Here is a 17,102-nt window from a genome sequence, read left to right on the forward strand (position 1 = left end):
CTCGGCACTCAACAATTGATTCCGAATCAAAAGGCGGCGCCGTCCGACAAAGCAGCGAGGCCCTTTCCCGGAAATCCGGGAAAGGGCCTCGCCTGGTGCAGCACTACCGTCGCGTCACCGCACGGCGGCAGTCAATTGACGCGAGCGTCAGTTGCAGGCCGCGTACTTCGTGAAGTTACCCGTGTTGAACAGGTTCAGCGGGCCGTCCCAGTGCCACGGGGCGACACACACGTTGTTGGCGATGTTGACCGAACCGTCGCCGCCCAGCTCGGTGTCACCGTCGTTGCAGGCCTTGTACTCGGTCACGTTGGCGGTGCTGCCCACGTTGCCCGGACCCTCCCAGTACCAGGGAGCGACACACACGTCGTTCAGAACGTTGAAGCTGCCGTCGCTCTCCTCGTAGGAGACGACGTCACCGGTGGTGGCGACCTCCTCGGGGACCATCGCACCGTCGACGCCCGCGGGCAGCTCGGACGTGCCGTAGCCCTCGAGCTGGTCGAACGCACCGTCGGCGGTGACGACACCCAGCGGGTCCGTGGTGCCGAGCAGCTCAGCCGCGGCGGCCGCGTCCGTTGCACTGCCGGCGGGTGCGCTGATCAGCTCGGGCGCGTCGCCCGCGACCATGGCGCTCGCACCCGAAGCAGCGGCGACGATCAGGCCGGCCGACATGACAACGGCTGCCCCTGCACGGCAGGTTGCACGGAATCCTCGGATCATTGTGTTTTCCCCCTCGATATAGCTCAGACGAATAGATGACGAACCACACACGTGTGATTCATCTCGACGAGCATCTGACGAGGAATTCACCCTGTCAATTCGAACGTGACGCGGCGCACAGGGAATAAAACAAGACATTCCCGGACCGAACCCCGCGGCATTCCGCCAGGAATACCCGTAACCCAGACATCACAATCTTGATATCGGATATTCGGGGCGGCCGACCGCGGGGCTTCGCTGCCCCGCCGGTCAGGCTCCGCGACGCTCTTCGCGCGCCTTGGCCTCTACCGACAGCGTGGCCCTGGGGAAGGCCTGGAGCCGCGCCTTGCCGATCGGCAGGTTGGTGAGCTCGCACGTGGCGTACGTGCCCTTGCGGATGCGGTCCAGCGCGTGGTTCGTCTGGTCCAGCAGGTCACGCATGTTGTTGACGAGCGTGAGCTCCTGTTCGCGCTCGAGCGCGCTCGAGCCGTAGTCGGCCTGGTCGTCGCCCGCGCCGTCGCCCGAGTTGCGCAGAAGGTCCGACAGCTCGCGGTCGGCCGACTCCAGCTCCCGTTCGAGCCGTTCCTTGTCCTCGACGAGGAGTGCGGCCAGCTCCTCGGCCTCACGTACGGTCCAGGGTTCTTCGCCTTCGCGGACGGGGAACTTCTTCACGTCGCGCGTAAGGTTCGGGAACTCTTGCTTGATCGCGGCTCGCGTCGCGGTCGAGATCTTGGTCATGGGTTCCCCTTCACGGTCGCCCCCGGTGGTCAAGTCAACGAAGCGTAAGCACAAGCGGCCGGACGCACAACGGGGCACGCCGATGTGGCGTGCCCCAATCATGAGTGCGTCTGGCTTGTCGCGCGCGGCGACCGGGCGTGAGGTGGGGACGCCCGGCCGCCATGCTCGACGGACACTCTCGACAGACGGTGCTGTCAGATGCCCTGAGCCATCTCTGCCGGACGGCCGGACTGCTGGTTGTTGCGCGGCGGCAGGGCCGAGCCACGTGCGTCGAGATCGCCGAGCAGGTTCTGCAGGAAGCTCTTCAGCCGGGTGCGGTAGTCGCGCTCGAAGAGGCGCAGCTCGTCGATCTTGCGCTCCAGCAGCGAACGCTCCTGCTCGAGCTGGGACAGCGTGCGGTGCGAGGTCTCCTCGGCGTCGCGCACGATGCGCGCGCCTTCGGTCTTGGCCTCGGTGATGAGCCGGTCGCCCTCTTCCTGGCCTGAACGCACGTAGTCGTCGTGCAGCTTCTGGGCCAGCTGGAGCATCCCGGTCGCCGACTCCGGCTCCGGGCCGTTGCCCTTGGGGCCTCCTGCGGGACCGGTCGGCATGACCGGAGCCGCGACCGGCGCGGCCTGCGCGCGGGCGGAACCGGCGGCCTCGTTGCGCGAGAGCTCGGCGATGCGTCGCTCCGCGGCGGCGACCTTCTGCCGGAGACCCTCGTTCTCTTCCTGGACGTTGGTCAGGGTCCGCACGACCTCGTCGAGGAAGTCGTCGACCTCCTCGACGTCGTAGCCCTCGCGGAACTTCGTCGCGGAGAACTTCTTGTTGAGGATGTCCTCTGCAGTAAGCAGTGCCATCGTGTCACCTCGAAAGTTAGAACGTAGGAACGCAGAACTCGGACGTCGGCGCTGCCCAGCCGCGCGCCCTCCGTCGAAGCCCACGGTAGCGGACGAGATCGGCGTGGGACACCGGGAGCACCGCCGGGCACGATTTCCTCACAGAGTGTGCCGTGTCACCCCAGGCCATATCCATGCTCTGGTCAATGTTTCCGGGGCCTCGGCACAACAGCCCAAATCGGACTCGCCATGAACCGGCACAGATTCGACACCTTCACGCAGCCGCGAGGAACCCGACCAGGCCCTGGAGCAGCGAGACGCCGAAGAACAGGACGATGAAGGCGAGGTCCAGCTGGACCTGACCGAGCCGCAGCGGCGGGATCAGACGACGGAGGAACCTCAGCGGAGGGTCGGTGACCGTGTAGATCGCTTCCGCGATCACGAGCAGCACGCCACGCGGTCGCCAGTCCCGGGCAAAGAACTGCACCCAGTCGAAGACCAGCCGTCCGATGAGGAACAGGAGGAACAGCCACAGAACGAAGCCGATGAATTGCCAGATCACAGTCACAAGGCACAACCTAACCTGTCTGAACTGGGAAGCACATGAGGGCAAGGCCCAACACCACAGGCCGTCGAGGGACATGTGAGGGGCGGCCGCCGCAGCGACCGCCCCTCATACATCGTCCAGCTGGATCGTCGAGCCGGGTCGTCCAGCCCTGCCGGGCTCAGCTCTGGTTGTAGAAGCCGCCGCGCCCGTTCGTCTTCTCGGGCGGAGCCTGCTCCTCGGCCGCGATCTCCACGTGCTCGGGCGAGAGCAGGAAGACCTTGTTGGTCACCCGTTCGATCGAGCCGTGCAGACCGAAGATCAGGCCGGCGGAGAAGTCGACCAGGCGCTTGGCGTCGGCGTCGTCCATGTCGGAGAGATTCATGATGACGGGGGTACCGGCGCGGAAGGCCTCGCCGATGTTCCGTGCGTCGTTGTACGACCGGGGGTGCACGGTCGTGATCCGGCGTAGGTCCGAGGAGGACAGGGCCTCACGCGGTACACCATCGCGGTGCAGCGGCGTGACCTGCGCGTGCCGGTGGTCCTCCACGTTTTCCTCCAGGCCCTCGTCGTAGTCGTCGAGGTACTCCTGCTCGCCCTGATCGTCGGCGAGGCCCAGATACAGCATGGTCTTGCGAAGCGCTCCGGCCATCGCTCATTCTCCGTTCGTCGCCTGCTGTGCGTCCTTCTGTCTCGGTGTCCAGCGGGCCCGCAAGCAGGTCCGACCTTGACCCCTGGTCGAGGTCGCCTTGACAAAAGTAGCCCGGCGCAATCCGACCCGGAAGTGCGACACGCCGTGCCACGAACAACTTTGCCAAAGTTGTTCAGCGAATGCTCGCTAAAAACGACATCCGTGTGATTTCGCAGGTCAGAGCGTTGCCATCGGCGTGTCGCGGAAGGACGATCCGGGCGCTGGCGTCAAATGAGCGCGATGATCCCGGCTTGTCTGCCCGTTGTGGTACCGGCCCCGCTGGCCCGGCGGTGGGAGAACAGCTCCGGATCCTCCAACGTGCAGCGATGCACCCGGCCCGCCGCGACACCGCGCGCGGCCAGCTGCGCCAGCACCCCGGACGGCAGGTCAAGCCCGGGTGTTCCGTCCCTTGTCGTCGCGTAGGCCTCGGGTACCACGCCGGCCACCTCGTCACGCATGGCGGCGGGAACCTCGTAGCACCGCCCGCACACAGCGGGCCCGACGACGGCGCGCACGCGCGCGGGGTCCGCACCCCGGGCGACCAGCGCGTCCAGAGCCCTGTGCACCACACCGGCGAGCACACCCTTGCGTCCCGCGTGCGCCACGCCGACCACGCGCGCCTCCGGATCGGCGAGCAGCACGGGTACGCAGTCGGCGACCAGGACGCCGAGGCCCAGCCCGCGTTCCGCGGTGACCAGCGCGTCGCCCTCCCCCGCCGACCCCGGCGGAGAGGCGGCGGCCCACGCCGCACGGTCGGCCGGGCCGAGCTCCAGCACCTCGTCGCCGTGCACCTGCGTCGCGAAGACCACCGGCGCGCCGAGCCGTTCGGCGACCAGGGAACGGTTGACCGCCACCCGGGACGGGTCGTCGGACACGTTGAGGCCCAGGTTCAGGCCGCCGCCGTCAGTCGTGCTCCAGGGGGCCGGCGAGACGCCGCCCGTACCGGTGGTGAAAAAGGCGTGCACCCCGTCGCCAAGATCGACGGGGTGCACGCCTGAAGGTGTCCGGCTGTCGCTCACGGGTGCGAGAGTACCCGGCGGACGACTCCGGTCCGGATCACTTCAGGAAGTCGGGGACGTCCAGGTCCTCCGAGACACGACGCGGGTTCTCGTCGTACAGCGGCGGCACCTCCACACGCTCGCCCTGCTCGCGCGAGACGTCTTGCCGGTTGAACGAGCCGTGCACCACGACGGCGGGCTCGTCGAGCGTGCGCGGCACGTCGTCAGAGCCCTCGTCGTCGATGATGCGTGGCAGCGTGGACACCGGCGAGGGCTGGTGCGCCGGCGGGACCGACGGCGGCATGCCGTTGCCGTGGTGGTGCTCCGGTGCGCGGCGCGCCGCGTCGGACACGTCGGGCAGCGGCACCGGGGCGGTCGCGGGGCTCCGCGTCGCCGCGGGGGTCGCGACGGCACCGGCCACCTGGCCGAGCGCACGGTTGTCCTTGCGCTCCTTGGGCAGGCCGCCGTCGAAGCCCGCCGCGATGACGGTGACGCGCACCTCGTCGCCCAGGGCGTCGTCGATGACCGTACCGAAGATGATGTTCGCCTCGGGGTGCGCTGCCTCCTGCACCAGGCGCGCGGCCTCGTGCACCTCGAAGAGACCGAGGTCGCTGCCGCCCTGGATCGAGAGCAGCACACCGTGCGCGCCGTCGATCGAGGCCTCGAGCAGCGGCGACGAGATCGCCAGCTCCGCGGCCTGGACCGCACGGTCCTCGCCGCGGGCGGAGCCGATGCCCATGAGCGCGGAGCCCGCACCCTGCATCACCGACTTCACGTCCGCGAAGTCGAGGTTGATCAGGCCGGGCGTCGTGATGAGGTCCGTGATGCCCTGCACACCGGAGTGCAGCACCTGGTCGGCCGAGTGGAAGGCCGCGATCGCCGATACGTTCCGGTCCGACATCGACAGGAGCCGGTCGTTCGGGATCACGATGAGCGTGTCGACCTCGTCGCGGAGGTTCTCGATGCCGCTGTCGGCCTGCACCGCACGGCGCCGGCCCTCGAACGTGAACGGCCGGGTGACCACCCCTACGGTCAGCGCGCCGAGCGAGCGCGCGATGCGTGCGACGACGGGCGCGCCGCCCGTGCCGGTGCCGCCGCCCTCGCCCGCCGTCACGAAGACCATGTCGGCGCCGCGCAGGACGTCCTCGATCTCCTCCGCGTGGTCCTCCGCCGCCTTCTTGCCGACCTCGGGGTCCGCGCCGGCGCCGAGGCCGCGCGTGAGCTCCCGTCCGACATCGAGCTTGACGTCGGCGTCCGACATCAGGAGTGCTTGTGCGTCTGTGTTGATCGCGATGAACTCGACGCCCTTGAGGCCGACCTCGATCATGCGGTTGACGGCGTTCACACCACCGCCGCCGATACCGACCACCTTGATTACTGCCAGGTAGTTCTGCGGAGTTGCCACGTCGTCTGCCTTTCGATCGGGTCCCGAGTCCCGACTCTCATCCCAGAACCCTCAGGTTGAGGTAGAGGGTTAGAGTTATGTCAGGTTGCTGCTGAGTTCGACGGTAGGTGCGTCGTCGAGGTGTGTCGAAGACATCGTTGCGCGTGTCGCGCACCGATGCACGCGAGAAATCACACGGATGTCATTTTGGGCCGCGACCGATCTGACCTGCGACGTCAGAAGCCCGTTCTGCGGTGATCCGCGCCTGACCTGCGACGTCACAAGCCCGACCTCGGCGTCATTCGCCCCACCGGGGTCGAAACCGGCAGGTGCCGGTCAGCGCGTGACCGGCAGGGCGGGCGACGAGACGTCGATGGTCGTGGCCGACGGCTCCGCGCGGAGCAGGGTCTGCGCCACCTTGATCTTGAGCTCGACCTGCGCCCCGCTCCCCCACCGGATCACGCGACCGTCCGACAGCGTGGTGCGCACGTCGTCCTGCGTCGCCGCGCTGACCGTCTGGATGCTGCCCGCGAGCTTCCGCGGCAGGGCGCCCAGGACCTCGAGGGCCGCGTTCATGGCCCGCCGCCCGGCCTCGTCGTCGGTGAGCGAGACCACTATCGACGGCAGGTGGTCAGGGGCGTCCTCCACCGTGCCGACCCGCACGCCCTCGGCGTCCATCAGCGCGTACACGTCGCCCGACTGCGGGACGGCGGCCACCGGCTCGCGGGAGGTGAGCCGCACCGTCAGGCCGTCCGGCCACGCGCGCGTGATCGCCACGTTCTTGACGGCGTTCATTCCGAGGATCTCCTCGCGCAGACCGACCGTGTCGATCCGCGGCAGCGGTACGCCCGCCTCGTCGGTCACCGCCTCGCGCACCTGCTCGACGTCGACGGTGGTGCCCTGCCCGGTCACCTGGACCTGCTCCGGGTCGAGCGCGAGCAGCGGCGAGAAGAACGTGACCCACACCAGGCCGGCGGTGACCGCCAGCGCCAGGGCGGTCCAGCCGATCCGCCGCCACATGCGGTAGCGGGCCATCGCCGTGCGCTCGGCGAGCCGGTCCGCCAGCTGGTCCGAGACCACGTCGTCGCGTGTGCGCGACGTCGTCGCGCGGGCCGTGCCCGGGCGGCTCGCCGGGAACGTCTCCGGCGCCCGCGGTACCAGCTGTTCGACGGGGCGCCGCTGGGCCGGTGCCTTCGTACCGGACGGCCTGCGGCCGGGCCCGGCCGCAGGAGGCCGCTGAGCGGACTCCTGCGCCGGACCCGGACCCCGGGTGCCACGGGTAGTCGGCCCCGTGGCCTCCTGGCCGTCGTGCTCCTGCTGTGCCGGACCCTCACCTGCGGGGCGCGGCCGTGCCGTGCCCGCGGCGCGAGGACGCGCGGGCGGTCGCATCAGTCCTCGCCCAGCCCCGTGTTCGAGCCGGTCGCCACGCGGCCGTTCAGGCGCGCCAGTACGGCGGGCCCGAGCTGCGTCACGTCGCCGGCGCCGACCGTGAGCACCACGTCGCCCGGGCGGGCGAGGTCGGCGATCGCGTGCGCGGCGTCCAGCCGGTCCGGCACCGCGTAGACGGCACCGTGGTCGGCCATCAGGTCGACGATGGTGTTCGCCGTGATCGTCGGGTCGGGCTCCTCCCGGGCGCCGTAGATGTCCGTGACCACCACCTCGTCGGCCGCGGACAGCTCCAGCGCGAACTTGTCGGCGAAGAACTTGGTGCGCGAGTAGAGGTGCGGCTGGAACAGGACCAGCACGCGGCCGCCGTCGGCGATCTCGCGTGCGGCCGTCAGGATGGCCCGGATCTCCGTGGGGTGGTGGGCGTAGTCGTCGATGACGCGGACGCCGTCGGCGGTGCCCTTCTCCTCGAAGCGCCGGCCCGTGCCGACGAACGCCTCGACTCCCGTGACCGCCTGCGCGGGCTCGACGCCCAGCTGCACCGCGGCGATCACTGCGGCGGTCGCGTTGAGCACGTTGTGCTTGCCCGGGACCGAGAGCCGCATCAGGATGCCCGGCACGTTGCCGGACACGCCGGCACCGTCGGCCACCTGCTCGTTGGTGCCCAGGATGTCGCCGCGCAGGACCGCGGTGGTGCCCTCAGGCGTCGTCGAGATGTCCGTGACCCGCACGCGAGCCGTGTCGCTGGTGCCGTAGGTGATGACGTGGCCACCGGTCGCGCAGATGGTGGCGCCCACCGAGAGCGAGCCCTCGTCGTCGGCGCACGCGATGAGCCAGCCGTCGGAGACCAGCCGGCGCGCGAACCGGATGAACGCTCCGCTGAACGCCTCGGGGGTGCCGTAGTGGTCCAGGTGGTCCGCCTCGACGTTCGTCACCACCGCGATGGTCGGCGTGTAGTTCAGGAACGAGCCGTCCGACTCGTCGGCCTCGGCCACGAGCACGTCGGACGTACCGAGGTGCCCGCCCGGCGTCGAGCCGCTGGCGGTGCGGACGGTGCTGCCGATCGCGTACGACGGGTCGAGACCCGCCTCGCGCAGGATCGTCGCGATCATTGCCGACGTCGTCGTCTTGCCGTGCGCGCCCGCGACGGCGACGCCGCGCCGGCCCTCCATCAGCGCGGCCAGCGCCTGCGAGCGGTGCAGCACGTTCAGGCGGCGGGCGCGGGCCGCGGCCAGCTCCGGGTTCTCCTCGTGCACGGCGCTCGAGATCACCACGGTGTCCACGCCCGTGAGGTGCGCCGGGTCGTGCCCGACCCACACCTTGACGCCCTCGGACCGCAGGGCCTCCAGCGTCTCCGAGTCGGCAGCGTCCGAGCCCTGCACGGGCACGCCGCGCCCGGCGAGCAGGCGCGCCACGACGGACATGCCCGCCCCGCCTATACCGATCATGTGGACGCGTCCGAGCTTCGCGACCTGATCCGTCATCTGATCCGTGACCGTGGTGCTCATGACCTGACCTCCGTGGTGTCGGTACCTGCTGACCGTACGGCTTGCTCGACGAGATCGACGACACGTGCGGCGCCGTCGGTGGTGCCGGCCGACCGAGCGGCCTTCGCCATGACACCGAGCCGCTCGCGGTCCGCGAGCAGCGGGGGAACGTTCGTGGACACCCACTCGGGTGTCAGGTCCGCGTCGTCCACCAGCAGGCCGCCGCCGGCCTCCACGAGCGGCGCGGCGTTGAGCCGCTGCTCGCCGTTGCCGATGGGCAGCGGCACGTAGACCGCGGGGATGCCGAGCGCCGCCTGCTCGCCGACCGAGCCCGCGCCGGAGCGGCAGACCACCAGGTCCGCCACCGCGTAGGCGAGCTCCATCTGCTCCAGGTACTCGCGGACCTGGTAGCGCGCGCGGTCGAGGTCGGGGACCGCCGCCAGCGTCTCGAGCACCTCGGGGCTGCGGCCCTTGCCGGTCAGGTGCAGCACCTGGGCGCCCGCGGCGAGGATCTGGGCGGCGACGCCGGACACCCCGCGGTTCAGGTTCACCGCACCGAGGGAACCGCCGGTGACGACGAGGGTCGGCAGCGCCGGGTCCAGGCCCAGCTCGGCGGCGGCGCGGACCCGGACGCCCGCGGCGTCGGCCTCGCGCTCCTGCACGAGCGCCGCGATGGCCTGGCGTAGTGGCAGTCCCGTGAGGACGCCGCCGCGCAGCGGGGTGCCGGCGAAGGTCAGCCCGACCCGGGACGCCCACCGGGCACCCAGGCGGTTGGCCAGACCGGGGCGCATGTTCTGCTCGTGGATCACGATCGGGATGTCCTTGCGCCGGGCCGCGAGGTACGCCGGCGTGGCCACGTACCCGCCGAACCCGATGACCGCCTGCGCGTCGATCTCGTCGATCGCGTCCTCAGCAGACTTCACCGCGGCGGCCAGCCTGCCCGGCAGCCGCAGCAGGTCCGGGCTGGGGCGCCGCGGCAGCGGCACACGCGGGATGGGCCGCAGCTCGTAGCCGCGGGCCGGCACGAGCTCGGCCTCCAGACCGGTGGTGGTGCCGAGCGCGAGCACGCGCGCGCCTGGCTCCCTGCGCCGAACCTCGTCGGCCACCGCGAGCAGGGGGTTCACGTGTCCTGCGCTACCGCCACCGGCGAGCACCACCGACACAACTGCTGAGCTCATCATCACCTTCTCGTCGTCGCCCGGCCGAACGGCGCGGGCGGATCGGTGCGCGGCCGCCCCGCCGCGACACGACCCGAGCTGCCGGATCTCGTCACGGATGGAGCCACCGTGCACATTTCTACCGTCTACGAACCGCGCCGCCCAGCACAGCCAGTGACTTGCGGACGACGCTACCGCGTGCAGCCAGTGCCTTGGCAGCCCCTGGCTCGGTCCGGGCAAAAGAGATCACCATTCCGAGCGCCGCCATCGTCGTGATGAGCGCGGACCCACCGGCGGACACCAGCGGGAGCGGCACCCCGATCACCGGCAGGACGCCGATCACGACGCCGATGTTCACGAACGCCTGGCCCACGATCCAGCAGCCGACGGCGGCGGTGGTGACCTTGACGAACGGGTCGGTGTGCCGCCGGATCACCCGGCTCATCGCCAGCCCGAGCACCGCGAAGAGCGCGAGCACCAGCACCGTGCCGAACAGGCCGAGCTCCTCGCCGATGACGGCGAAGATGAAGTCGTTGTGCGCCTCGGGCAGGTAGTTCCACTTCTCGCGGCTCCCGCCCAGGCCCACGCCCCACAGCCCGCCGGTGCCCAGGCCGAACAGGCCGTGCAGCGACTGGTAGCAGTCGGAGGCAGCGTCGCACTCGGCGCCGTAGGTCGCGATGATGCGCTGGAGGCGGTCGCCGCCGTCCTGCTGCAGGATGAACACGTAGCCCACGACGAAGGCAGCGAGCACGCCGCCGAGCGTCATGAGGGACATGGGCACGCCGGACACGAAGAAGGCGCCGGCCACGAGAAGGCCCATCACGAGCGCCGTGCCGAGGTCTCCGCCCGCGAGCACCAGCCCGAGCACCACCACGGCCCCGGGTGCCGCGGGCAGGATCGCGTGCGACCAGCTGCCCAGCAGGGCCTGCTTGCGGCCGAGCACCGTGCCGAGCCAGATGGCGAGCGCGAGCTTGGCGAGCTCGGACGGCTGGAACGCGAATGACCCGAGCGGGAGCCAGTTCTGCTGCCCGTTCCGGATCTCGCCCAGGAAGATCACCGCCACGAGCAGTGCCAGGGCGAGCAGGAGCCCGGGCAGCGCCAGGCGCTTGTACCAACGGACGGGCAGGTGTGCCGCGACCAGGAGCACGGGCAGGCCCATCAGCGCGTACTGCGCCTGGACCAGGAAAGCCGCGTACGGCGACTGGTCTGCGGCGATCGAGGTCACTGTCGAGCTGGACAGCACCATGATGAGCCCGATCACCGTCAGCAGACCGGTGGTACCCACCAGGAGGTAGTAGCTGGAGACGTTGGAGTTCCACTGGCCCAGCCAGGACCGCGCGGGAGCGCCGCGGTTCGTACTCGTCGTGGCCATACCCGTCCCTCCGGCTCAGGCGGTGAGCTCACGCACCACGCGTGCGAACTCCTCGCCGCGCTGGGCGTACGAGGTGAACTGGTCCTGCGACGCACCGGCAGGGGCCAGCAGCACGGTGTCCCCTGGCTGGGCCAGGTCCCGCGCTGCGGCTACCGCCCGGCGCATCACGGAACCAGTGTCACCGGGATCGATCACCACTACCGGGATCTTCGGCGCGTGTCGGGCCAGCGTGTCGGCCAGCGGCCGGGGGTCCGCGCCAATCACGACTGCCGCACGCATCCGGTCGGCGCGGGACGAGACGAGCTCGTCGAACGTGGCGCCCTTGGGCAGCCCGCCCGCTATCCAGACGACGGTGCCGTGTGCGAAACCGGCCAGCGAGGCGGCCGCGGAGTGCGCGTTCGTGGCCTTCGAGTCGTTCACGTAGGTGACGCCGTCCGACTCGGCGACGCGCTGGATGCGGTGGTCGCTCGGCCCGAAGGACCGCAGCCCGTCGCGGACGGCGGACGCGGGCACGCCGTGCGCGCGGGCCAGGGCGGCGGCGGCCAGGGCGTCGGCCAGGATGTGCGAAGGCACGACGCCGTTGTGGTCGCCCAGCTGCTTCAGATCGGCCAGGGTGCCGAGCTCCGCGGCGCTCTTGCGGCGGTCGGGGTCGTCGCCCGCGGCGTGGAAGGCGCGGTCCACGAGGACGTCGTCGACCAGGCCGAGGTCGCCCGGGCCCGGCATGCCGGCCACGAAGCCGACGGCGCGGGCGCCCTCGACGACGTCGGCCTCGCGCACCAGGTCCTCGGTCCGCTTGTCCGCGACGTTGTAGACGCAGGCGACCTTGACGTTCTCGAAGATGCGGCCCTTGTCGCGCGCGTACGCGTCGAGGGAGCCGTGCCAGTCGAGGTGGTCAGCGGCCACGTTGAGGACCGCGCCGGCCTCCAGCGACATCGTGTGCGTGAAGTGGAGCTGGAAGCTGGAGAGCTCCACCGCGAGGACGTCGAGGGTCGGGTCGAGCGCCGCCTCGACGAGGGACCTGCCCACGTTGCCGACGGCGGCGGTGCGCAGGCCCGCGGCCCGCAGGATCGCGGCCAGCATCTCGACGGTGGTCGTCTTGCCGTTGGAACCGGTGATGCCCAGCCACTCGGCGGGCTGGTCGGAGCCCAGGCGGTCTACCCGCAGGCGCCACGCCAGCTCGGCCTCGCTCCATACGGGCACGCCCGCGGCCAGCGCGGCAGCGACGACCGGGTGGTGCGGCGCGAAGCCCGGCGAGGCGACCAGCAGGTCCGCCTCCGCCAGCACGGCCGCGGCGCCGTCGGCGTCCAGCGCGCTGTGGTCGGCGTCGTCGGCCTTGTCGTCGACCGTGACCAGGGACGCGATGCGCGGGGTCAGGACGCGCTGCAGCGAACGGCCGGTGACGCCGAGGCCGGCCAGGACCACCCGGGCCTCGCCGAGCGGGACGCGCGGCTCGACGGTCCCGTAGGAGTCGGAGCCGGGCACGTCCGTCACGAGGCGACCCACTCGGCGTAGAAGATGCCCATGCCCAGGCCCGCGAGCAGTCCGGCGATCAGCCAGAACCGGATGACGATCGTGACCTCGCCCCACCCGGACAGCTCGAAGTGGTGCTGCAGCGGCGCCATCTTGAAGACCCGCTTGCCCGTCATCTTGAAGAAGCCGACCTGGATCACCACCGAGGAGACGATGACCACGAACAGCCCACCGAGCATCACCGCGAGCAGCTCGGTCCGCGACAGGATCGACAGACCCGCCAGCGCGCCGCCCAGGGCGAGCGAGCCGGTGTCGCCCATGAAGATCTTGGCGGGGTTGGCGTTCCACCACAGGAACCCGACACACGCGCCCGTGACCGCCGCGGCGACGATGGCCAGGTCCTGCGGGTCCCGCACCTCGTAGCAGCGTGGTCCGGCGGTGGCGACGAGCTGGCACGACTGGTTGAGCTGCCAGATCCCGAGCAGCACGTACGCGCCGAACGTGATGATCGAGACGCCGGTCGCCAGGCCGTCCAGGCCGTCGGTCACGTTCACCGCGTTGGACCACGCGGACACCAGCAGGTTGGCCCAGATCACGAAGAGGATGAGGCCGACGGTGGCGCCGGTGGCGCCGACGATCCCCAGGTCGAGGTCGAAGTCGGTGTCGCGCAGGAACGAGATCTTGGTCGACGCGGGGGTCCGCGAGTTCTCGTTGGGGAACTGCAGCGCGAGCACCGCGAAGGAGATGCCGACGATCCCCTGGCCGATCAGCTTGGCGCGCGGGGTCAGGCCGAGGGACCGCTGCTTGCGGATCTTCGTGAAGTCGTCGAGGAACCCGATCAGGCCGAGGCCCGCCATGAGGTAGAGCGCCAGCAGCGCCGACACGCTCGGCAGCCGCTGCGACACCAGCATCGAGGCGGCGACGCCGAGGACCGTCGCCGCGATGATGACGACGCCGCCCATCTGAGGTGTGCCACGCTTGATGAAGTGCCCGGTGGGGCCGTCCTCGCGCACGAACTGGCCATAGTTCTTGTGGATCAGGAACTTGATGAAGACCGGTGTGCCCAGCAGGGCGACGAGCAGCGCCACTGCGGCGCTGACCAGGATCGCGATCACTTGTGGTTGTCCTCTGTGGTCTTGGCACCCGACAGGTGGTCCCCGAGCGCGGTCAGCCCGGCGCCGAGGGAAGACTTCACGAGCACGACGTCGCCGGCCTCCAGCGACTCGTCCAGCAGCTCGCGGGCGGCGGCGATGTCGGGCACGAAGATCGACTCCGAGCCCCAGGACCCCTCCTGCATGGCGCCCTCGTGGATGTGGTACGCGCCCTGGCCGATCACGACGAGCTGCTTGATGTTCAGCCGCACCACGAGCCGGCCGATCTCGTCGTGCGCTGCACGGGCGCTGTCGCCGAGCTCGAGCATCTCGCCGAGCACCGCAACGGAGCGGCGGGTCCGGCCGGACACCACCGCGAGGGTGCGCAGCGCGGCCTTCATCGAGTCCGGGTTGGCGTTGTACGCGTCGTCGATCACCGTGACGCCGTCGGGCCGCTCGGTGACGGCCATCCGGTGCGGGCTCAGCGCGGTGGCCTCGGAGAGCCGCTTCGCGACGTCGGGCAGGGGCACGCCGAGGCGCAGCACCACCGTGGCGGCGGCGAGCGCGTTGCTCACGTGGTGCGCTCCGACGAGCTGCAGCGCGACGTCGGCGCGCTGCTCGTCGGCCTCGCCGGCGCGGGCGACGCGGAGCGTGAAGCTCGCCCGGCCCATGGCGTCGATGGTGATGTCCTCGGCGCGGACGTCGGCGGACGGGATGGTGCCGAAGGTCTGCACGGTGGTGCCGGGACCGGCCAGGCTCGCCATGGCGACGACCCGCTGGTCGTCGGCATTGAGCACCACGGAACCGCCGTCGACGACGCCGGAGACCATCTCGGACTTGGTCTTCGCGATGATCTCGACGCTGCCGAAGTGGCCGATGTGCGCGACGCCCACCGCGAGCACGACGCCGAGGTCGGGCGGCGCGATGCCCGTCAGGTACGCGATGTTGCCGAGGCGGTCGGCGCCCATCTCGAGCACCAGGTAGCGCGTGGCGGCCGTGACCCGCAGGACCGTCAGCGGCAGACCGATCTCGTTGTTGAACGAGCCCTTGGTGAAGATGATGGCGTCCTCGCCGCCCGCTTCGGGGGTGAGGAGCTGGCCGAGCAGGTCCTTGGTGGTCGTCTTGCCCACCGAGCCGGTCACGGCCACCACCTGGGGCACGACGCCGCCGTGGGCGCCGCTGCGCGCCCTCGCGAGGACGTAGCGCGCCAGCTCGCCGAGGGCCGCCTGGGGGTCGTCCACCACTACCGTCGGCAGGCCGTCCAGCTCGCGGGACGCCAGCACCAGCGCGGCACCAGCGGCCACCGCGGCGGGCGCGTAGTCGTGGCCGTCCACCCGATCGCCGGGGAGCGCCACGAAGAGCACACCGGGCGCGGCGTCGCGCGAGTCGATGATCACCGCCCCCGTGACCGTGACGTCCGGGTCGGCGTGCAGCCGCCCGCCGGTGGCTGCAGCGACCTGGGCCGCAGTCAGCTCGATCATGCCTGTGGTGTCCTCTCCTGCACGGGGTCCTGCTCTGGCTACGCGTACTGCTGGGCTCGCGCGTACTGCTGGGGTTACACGTTCTGCTGGGGTTACACGTTCTGCTGAGGTTGCACAGCCCGGTCCGCCAGCGCGGCGCGCGCCTCGACGCGGTCGTCGAGCTGGTGGTCCACGCCGGCGATCTCCTGGACGGTCTCGTGCCCGCGGCCCGCGACCAGCACGGTGTCGTCCGGCCCGGCTGCGAGGATCGCGGCGCGGATGGCGTCCGCGCGCGGGGCGACCTCGTGGACCTCCACGGTACGCGAGCCGCTGCCGTCCACCGCATCGACGGTGCGGCTCGGCGTGCCTTCGATCCCGGTGCCCGCGAGCACCTCGGCCCGCACCTTCGCGGGGTCCTCGTCGTGGGGGTCGTCGTCGGTCACGTAGACCACGTCCGCGCCGCGGACGGCGGCGGCGCCCATGAACGGCCGCTTGCCCGGGTCGCGGTCGCCCGTGGCGCCGAAGACCACGGAGAGCTTGCCGGGCGTCGTCGGGCGCAGGGCAGCGAGGCTGAGCTCGAGCGCCTCGGTGTTGTGCGCGAAGTCCACGACCACGCGCGGTGCGGTGGCGAGCACCTCCATGCGGCCGGGCACTGTGGCGCTCAGGCCGTCGCCGGCCGCCAGCGCGTCGGTCACGTCGCGGATGTCCGAGCCGCCCTCGAGCACCATCGTCACCGCGAGCGCCGCGTTGGCCACGTTGTAACCGCCGGGCAGCGAGGTGGAGGTGCGCAGGGTTCGCCCGTCGCGGTGGGTGAGGGTGAAGGCGGATCCGGTGCCCGACGGCGCGACGTCGGTCACGGTCCAGTCGGCGTCCTTCGCGCTGGTCGACAGCGTCGCGACGGGGATCTGCGCGGCCTCGGCCATGCGCTCGCCCCAGGTGTCGTCGATGGTGACGACGCCGCGGCGGGCTCGGGCGGGCGTGAACAGGTCGGCCTTGGTGGCGAAGTACGACTCGAAGTCGCCGTGGAAGTCGAGGTGGTCCTGGGTCAGGTTGGTGAACCCGGCGACGCCGAACACGACGCCGTCGACCCGGTGCTGCGCGAGCGCGTGGGAGGAGACCTCCATGGCGAGCGTGCGCACGTGGTCCTCACGCATCGCGGCGAGCAGGGCCTGGAGGTCGGCGGCCTCGGGGGTCGTCAGGACGCTGGGGATGACGCGGTCCCCGGAGCGGGTCTCGACGGTGCCGATGAGGCCGCCCGTCCAGCCGAGCGACCGCAAGAGGTGGTCGAGCTGGTAGGTCGTCGTGGTCTTGCCGTTGGTGCCGGTGACGCCGAAGGTCATCAGGTCCTCGGCGGGGTTGCCCAGCACCCAGGCGGCGACCTGGCCGAGGATGGCGCGGGGGTCCTCGTCCGCGACGAGCACCGGGACCGTGTTGTCGGCGCCGATCAGCTCTGCCCCGCGCGCATCCGTGAGGATGGCGCTGGCACCGCGCGCGACGGCGTCGGCGGCGAACTGCGCGCCGTGTGCGCGGGCGCCGGGGACGGCCACGAAGAGGTCTCCCGGCCTGGCGACCCGGTTGTCCGAGGCCACGCAGGTGACCGCGGCATCAGCGGGATGACCTGGGGCGATGGTGAGGCCGAACGCGGCGGCGAGGTCGGAGACCTGGCGCGCGGTGGTGGCCGCCGGGCGGATCCGGTCGAACGGGGATGTCACGGGGTAGAACCTACCGCGTCCGGGGGTAGGGGCCTGTCCTGTCTGTGGGGCTTGGGTGGTGGTTGTGTCGAGACCAGTCTGCTCACCAGCACGTCGGA

Annotated in this window: 15 protein-coding genes; all 15 read right to left on the reverse strand. The window is 70.9% G+C overall.

What is annotated here, in order from left to right:
- Positions 1-147: 147 nt before the first annotated feature.
- The 15 genes from ACNYC2_RS16370 to ACNYC2_RS16440 all read right to left on the reverse strand — a co-directional run bounded on the left by ACNYC2_RS16370 (position 148) and on the right by ACNYC2_RS16440 (position 17,004).
- Positions 148-669, reverse strand: coding sequence for a hypothetical protein (locus tag ACNYC2_RS16370; protein ID WP_419702806.1), 522 nt, complete (start codon positions 667-669; stop codon positions 148-150).
- Positions 670-966: 297 nt separating this feature from the next.
- On the reverse strand, positions 967-1,434 hold the full coding sequence (locus tag ACNYC2_RS16375; RefSeq protein ID WP_357501582.1) for a TraR/DksA family transcriptional regulator: 468 nt from the start codon (positions 1,432-1,434) through the stop codon (positions 967-969).
- Positions 1,435-1,628: 194 nt separating this feature from the next.
- Entirely contained in the window at positions 1,629-2,273 is a 645-nt protein-coding gene (locus tag ACNYC2_RS16380; RefSeq protein WP_357446262.1) for a DivIVA domain-containing protein, read from the reverse strand.
- A gap of 253 nt (positions 2,274-2,526) precedes the next feature.
- Positions 2,527-2,820 (reverse strand): YggT family protein, encoded by a 294-nt coding sequence (locus ACNYC2_RS16385; protein ID WP_419702807.1) that lies wholly within the window; start codon positions 2,818-2,820, stop codon positions 2,527-2,529.
- A gap of 157 nt (positions 2,821-2,977) precedes the next feature.
- Positions 2,978-3,448 carry a cell division protein SepF gene (locus tag ACNYC2_RS16390; protein ID WP_419702808.1) on the reverse strand — a complete coding sequence of 157 codons (471 nt, stop codon included), beginning with the start codon at positions 3,446-3,448 and terminating at the stop codon, positions 2,978-2,980.
- A 266-nt stretch (positions 3,449-3,714) separates the two neighbouring features.
- Entirely contained in the window at positions 3,715-4,506 is a 792-nt protein-coding gene (gene pgeF / locus ACNYC2_RS16395; RefSeq protein WP_419702809.1) for a peptidoglycan editing factor PgeF, read from the reverse strand.
- Positions 4,507-4,543: 37 nt separating this feature from the next.
- A complete protein-coding gene (ftsZ, locus tag ACNYC2_RS16400) occupies positions 4,544-5,890 on the reverse strand; it encodes a cell division protein FtsZ (RefSeq protein ID WP_419702810.1) in 1,347 nt (448 codons plus the stop codon).
- A gap of 315 nt (positions 5,891-6,205) precedes the next feature.
- Positions 6,206-7,258: a cell division protein FtsQ/DivIB gene (locus ACNYC2_RS16405; protein WP_419702811.1), complete on the reverse strand. Its 1,053-nt coding sequence runs from the start codon at positions 7,256-7,258 to the stop codon at positions 6,206-6,208.
- On the reverse strand, positions 7,258-8,763 hold the full coding sequence (gene murC, locus ACNYC2_RS16410) for a UDP-N-acetylmuramate--L-alanine ligase (RefSeq protein ID WP_419702812.1): 1,506 nt from the start codon (positions 8,761-8,763) through the stop codon (positions 7,258-7,260). Before murC ends, ACNYC2_RS16405 begins: the two co-directional genes overlap by 1 nt.
- The gene (gene murG, locus ACNYC2_RS16415) at positions 8,760-9,923 is read right to left on the reverse strand and encodes an undecaprenyldiphospho-muramoylpentapeptide beta-N-acetylglucosaminyltransferase (protein ID WP_419702813.1); all 1,164 of its coding nucleotides are present in this window, start codon (positions 9,921-9,923) and stop codon (positions 8,760-8,762) included. Before murG ends, murC begins: the two co-directional genes overlap by 4 nt.
- A 115-nt stretch (positions 9,924-10,038) precedes the next feature.
- On the reverse strand, positions 10,039-11,271 hold the full coding sequence (locus tag ACNYC2_RS16420) for an FtsW/RodA/SpoVE family cell cycle protein (RefSeq protein WP_419702814.1): 1,233 nt from the start codon (positions 11,269-11,271) through the stop codon (positions 10,039-10,041).
- 15 nt (positions 11,272-11,286) lie between these two features.
- A complete protein-coding gene (gene murD / locus ACNYC2_RS16425; protein WP_419707847.1) occupies positions 11,287-12,753 on the reverse strand; it encodes a UDP-N-acetylmuramoyl-L-alanine--D-glutamate ligase in 1,467 nt (488 codons plus the stop codon).
- A gap of 5 nt (positions 12,754-12,758) precedes the next feature.
- Positions 12,759-13,856 (reverse strand): phospho-N-acetylmuramoyl-pentapeptide-transferase, encoded by a 1,098-nt coding sequence (gene mraY, locus ACNYC2_RS16430; RefSeq protein WP_419702815.1) that lies wholly within the window; start codon positions 13,854-13,856, stop codon positions 12,759-12,761.
- Complete coding sequence (locus tag ACNYC2_RS16435) at positions 13,853-15,313, reverse strand: UDP-N-acetylmuramoyl-tripeptide--D-alanyl-D-alanine ligase (protein ID WP_419702816.1); 1,461 nt, start codon at positions 15,311-15,313, stop codon at positions 13,853-13,855. Before ACNYC2_RS16435 ends, mraY begins: the two co-directional genes overlap by 4 nt.
- A gap of 92 nt (positions 15,314-15,405) precedes the next feature.
- Positions 15,406-17,004: a UDP-N-acetylmuramoyl-L-alanyl-D-glutamate--2,6-diaminopimelate ligase gene (locus tag ACNYC2_RS16440; protein ID WP_419702817.1), complete on the reverse strand. Its 1,599-nt coding sequence runs from the start codon at positions 17,002-17,004 to the stop codon at positions 15,406-15,408.
- Positions 17,005-17,102 lie beyond the last annotated feature (98 nt).

Source organism: Promicromonospora sp. NFX87 (assembly GCF_048564965.1).
Lineage (GTDB): Bacteria > Actinomycetota > Actinomycetes > Actinomycetales > Cellulomonadaceae > Promicromonospora.

Excerpts from the sequence above, each read along its gene's own strand:
- ACNYC2_RS16370 (WP_419702806.1), bottom strand. The coding sequence starts at position 669 with ATGTCGGCCGGCCTGATCGTCGCCGCTGCTTCGGGTGCGAGCGCCATG.
- ACNYC2_RS16375 (WP_357501582.1), bottom strand. The coding sequence starts at position 1,434 with ATGACCAAGATCTCGACCGCGACGCGAGCCGCGATCAAGCAAGAGTTC.
- ACNYC2_RS16380 (WP_357446262.1), bottom strand. The coding sequence starts at position 2,273 with ATGGCACTGCTTACTGCAGAGGACATCCTCAACAAGAAGTTCTCCGCG.
- ACNYC2_RS16390 (WP_419702808.1), bottom strand. The coding sequence starts at position 3,448 with ATGGCCGGAGCGCTTCGCAAGACCATGCTGTATCTGGGCCTCGCCGAC.
- ACNYC2_RS16405 (WP_419702811.1), bottom strand. The coding sequence starts at position 7,258 with ATGCGACCGCCCGCGCGTCCTCGCGCCGCGGGCACGGCACGGCCGCGC.
- murC (WP_419702812.1), bottom strand. The coding sequence starts at position 8,763 with ATGAGCACCACGGTCACGGATCAGATGACGGATCAGGTCGCGAAGCTC.
- murG (WP_419702813.1), bottom strand. The coding sequence starts at position 9,923 with ATGATGAGCTCAGCAGTTGTGTCGGTGGTGCTCGCCGGTGGCGGTAGC.
- ACNYC2_RS16420 (WP_419702814.1), bottom strand. The coding sequence starts at position 11,271 with ATGGCCACGACGAGTACGAACCGCGGCGCTCCCGCGCGGTCCTGGCTG.
- ACNYC2_RS16435 (WP_419702816.1), bottom strand. The coding sequence starts at position 15,313 with ATGATCGAGCTGACTGCGGCCCAGGTCGCTGCAGCCACCGGCGGGCGG.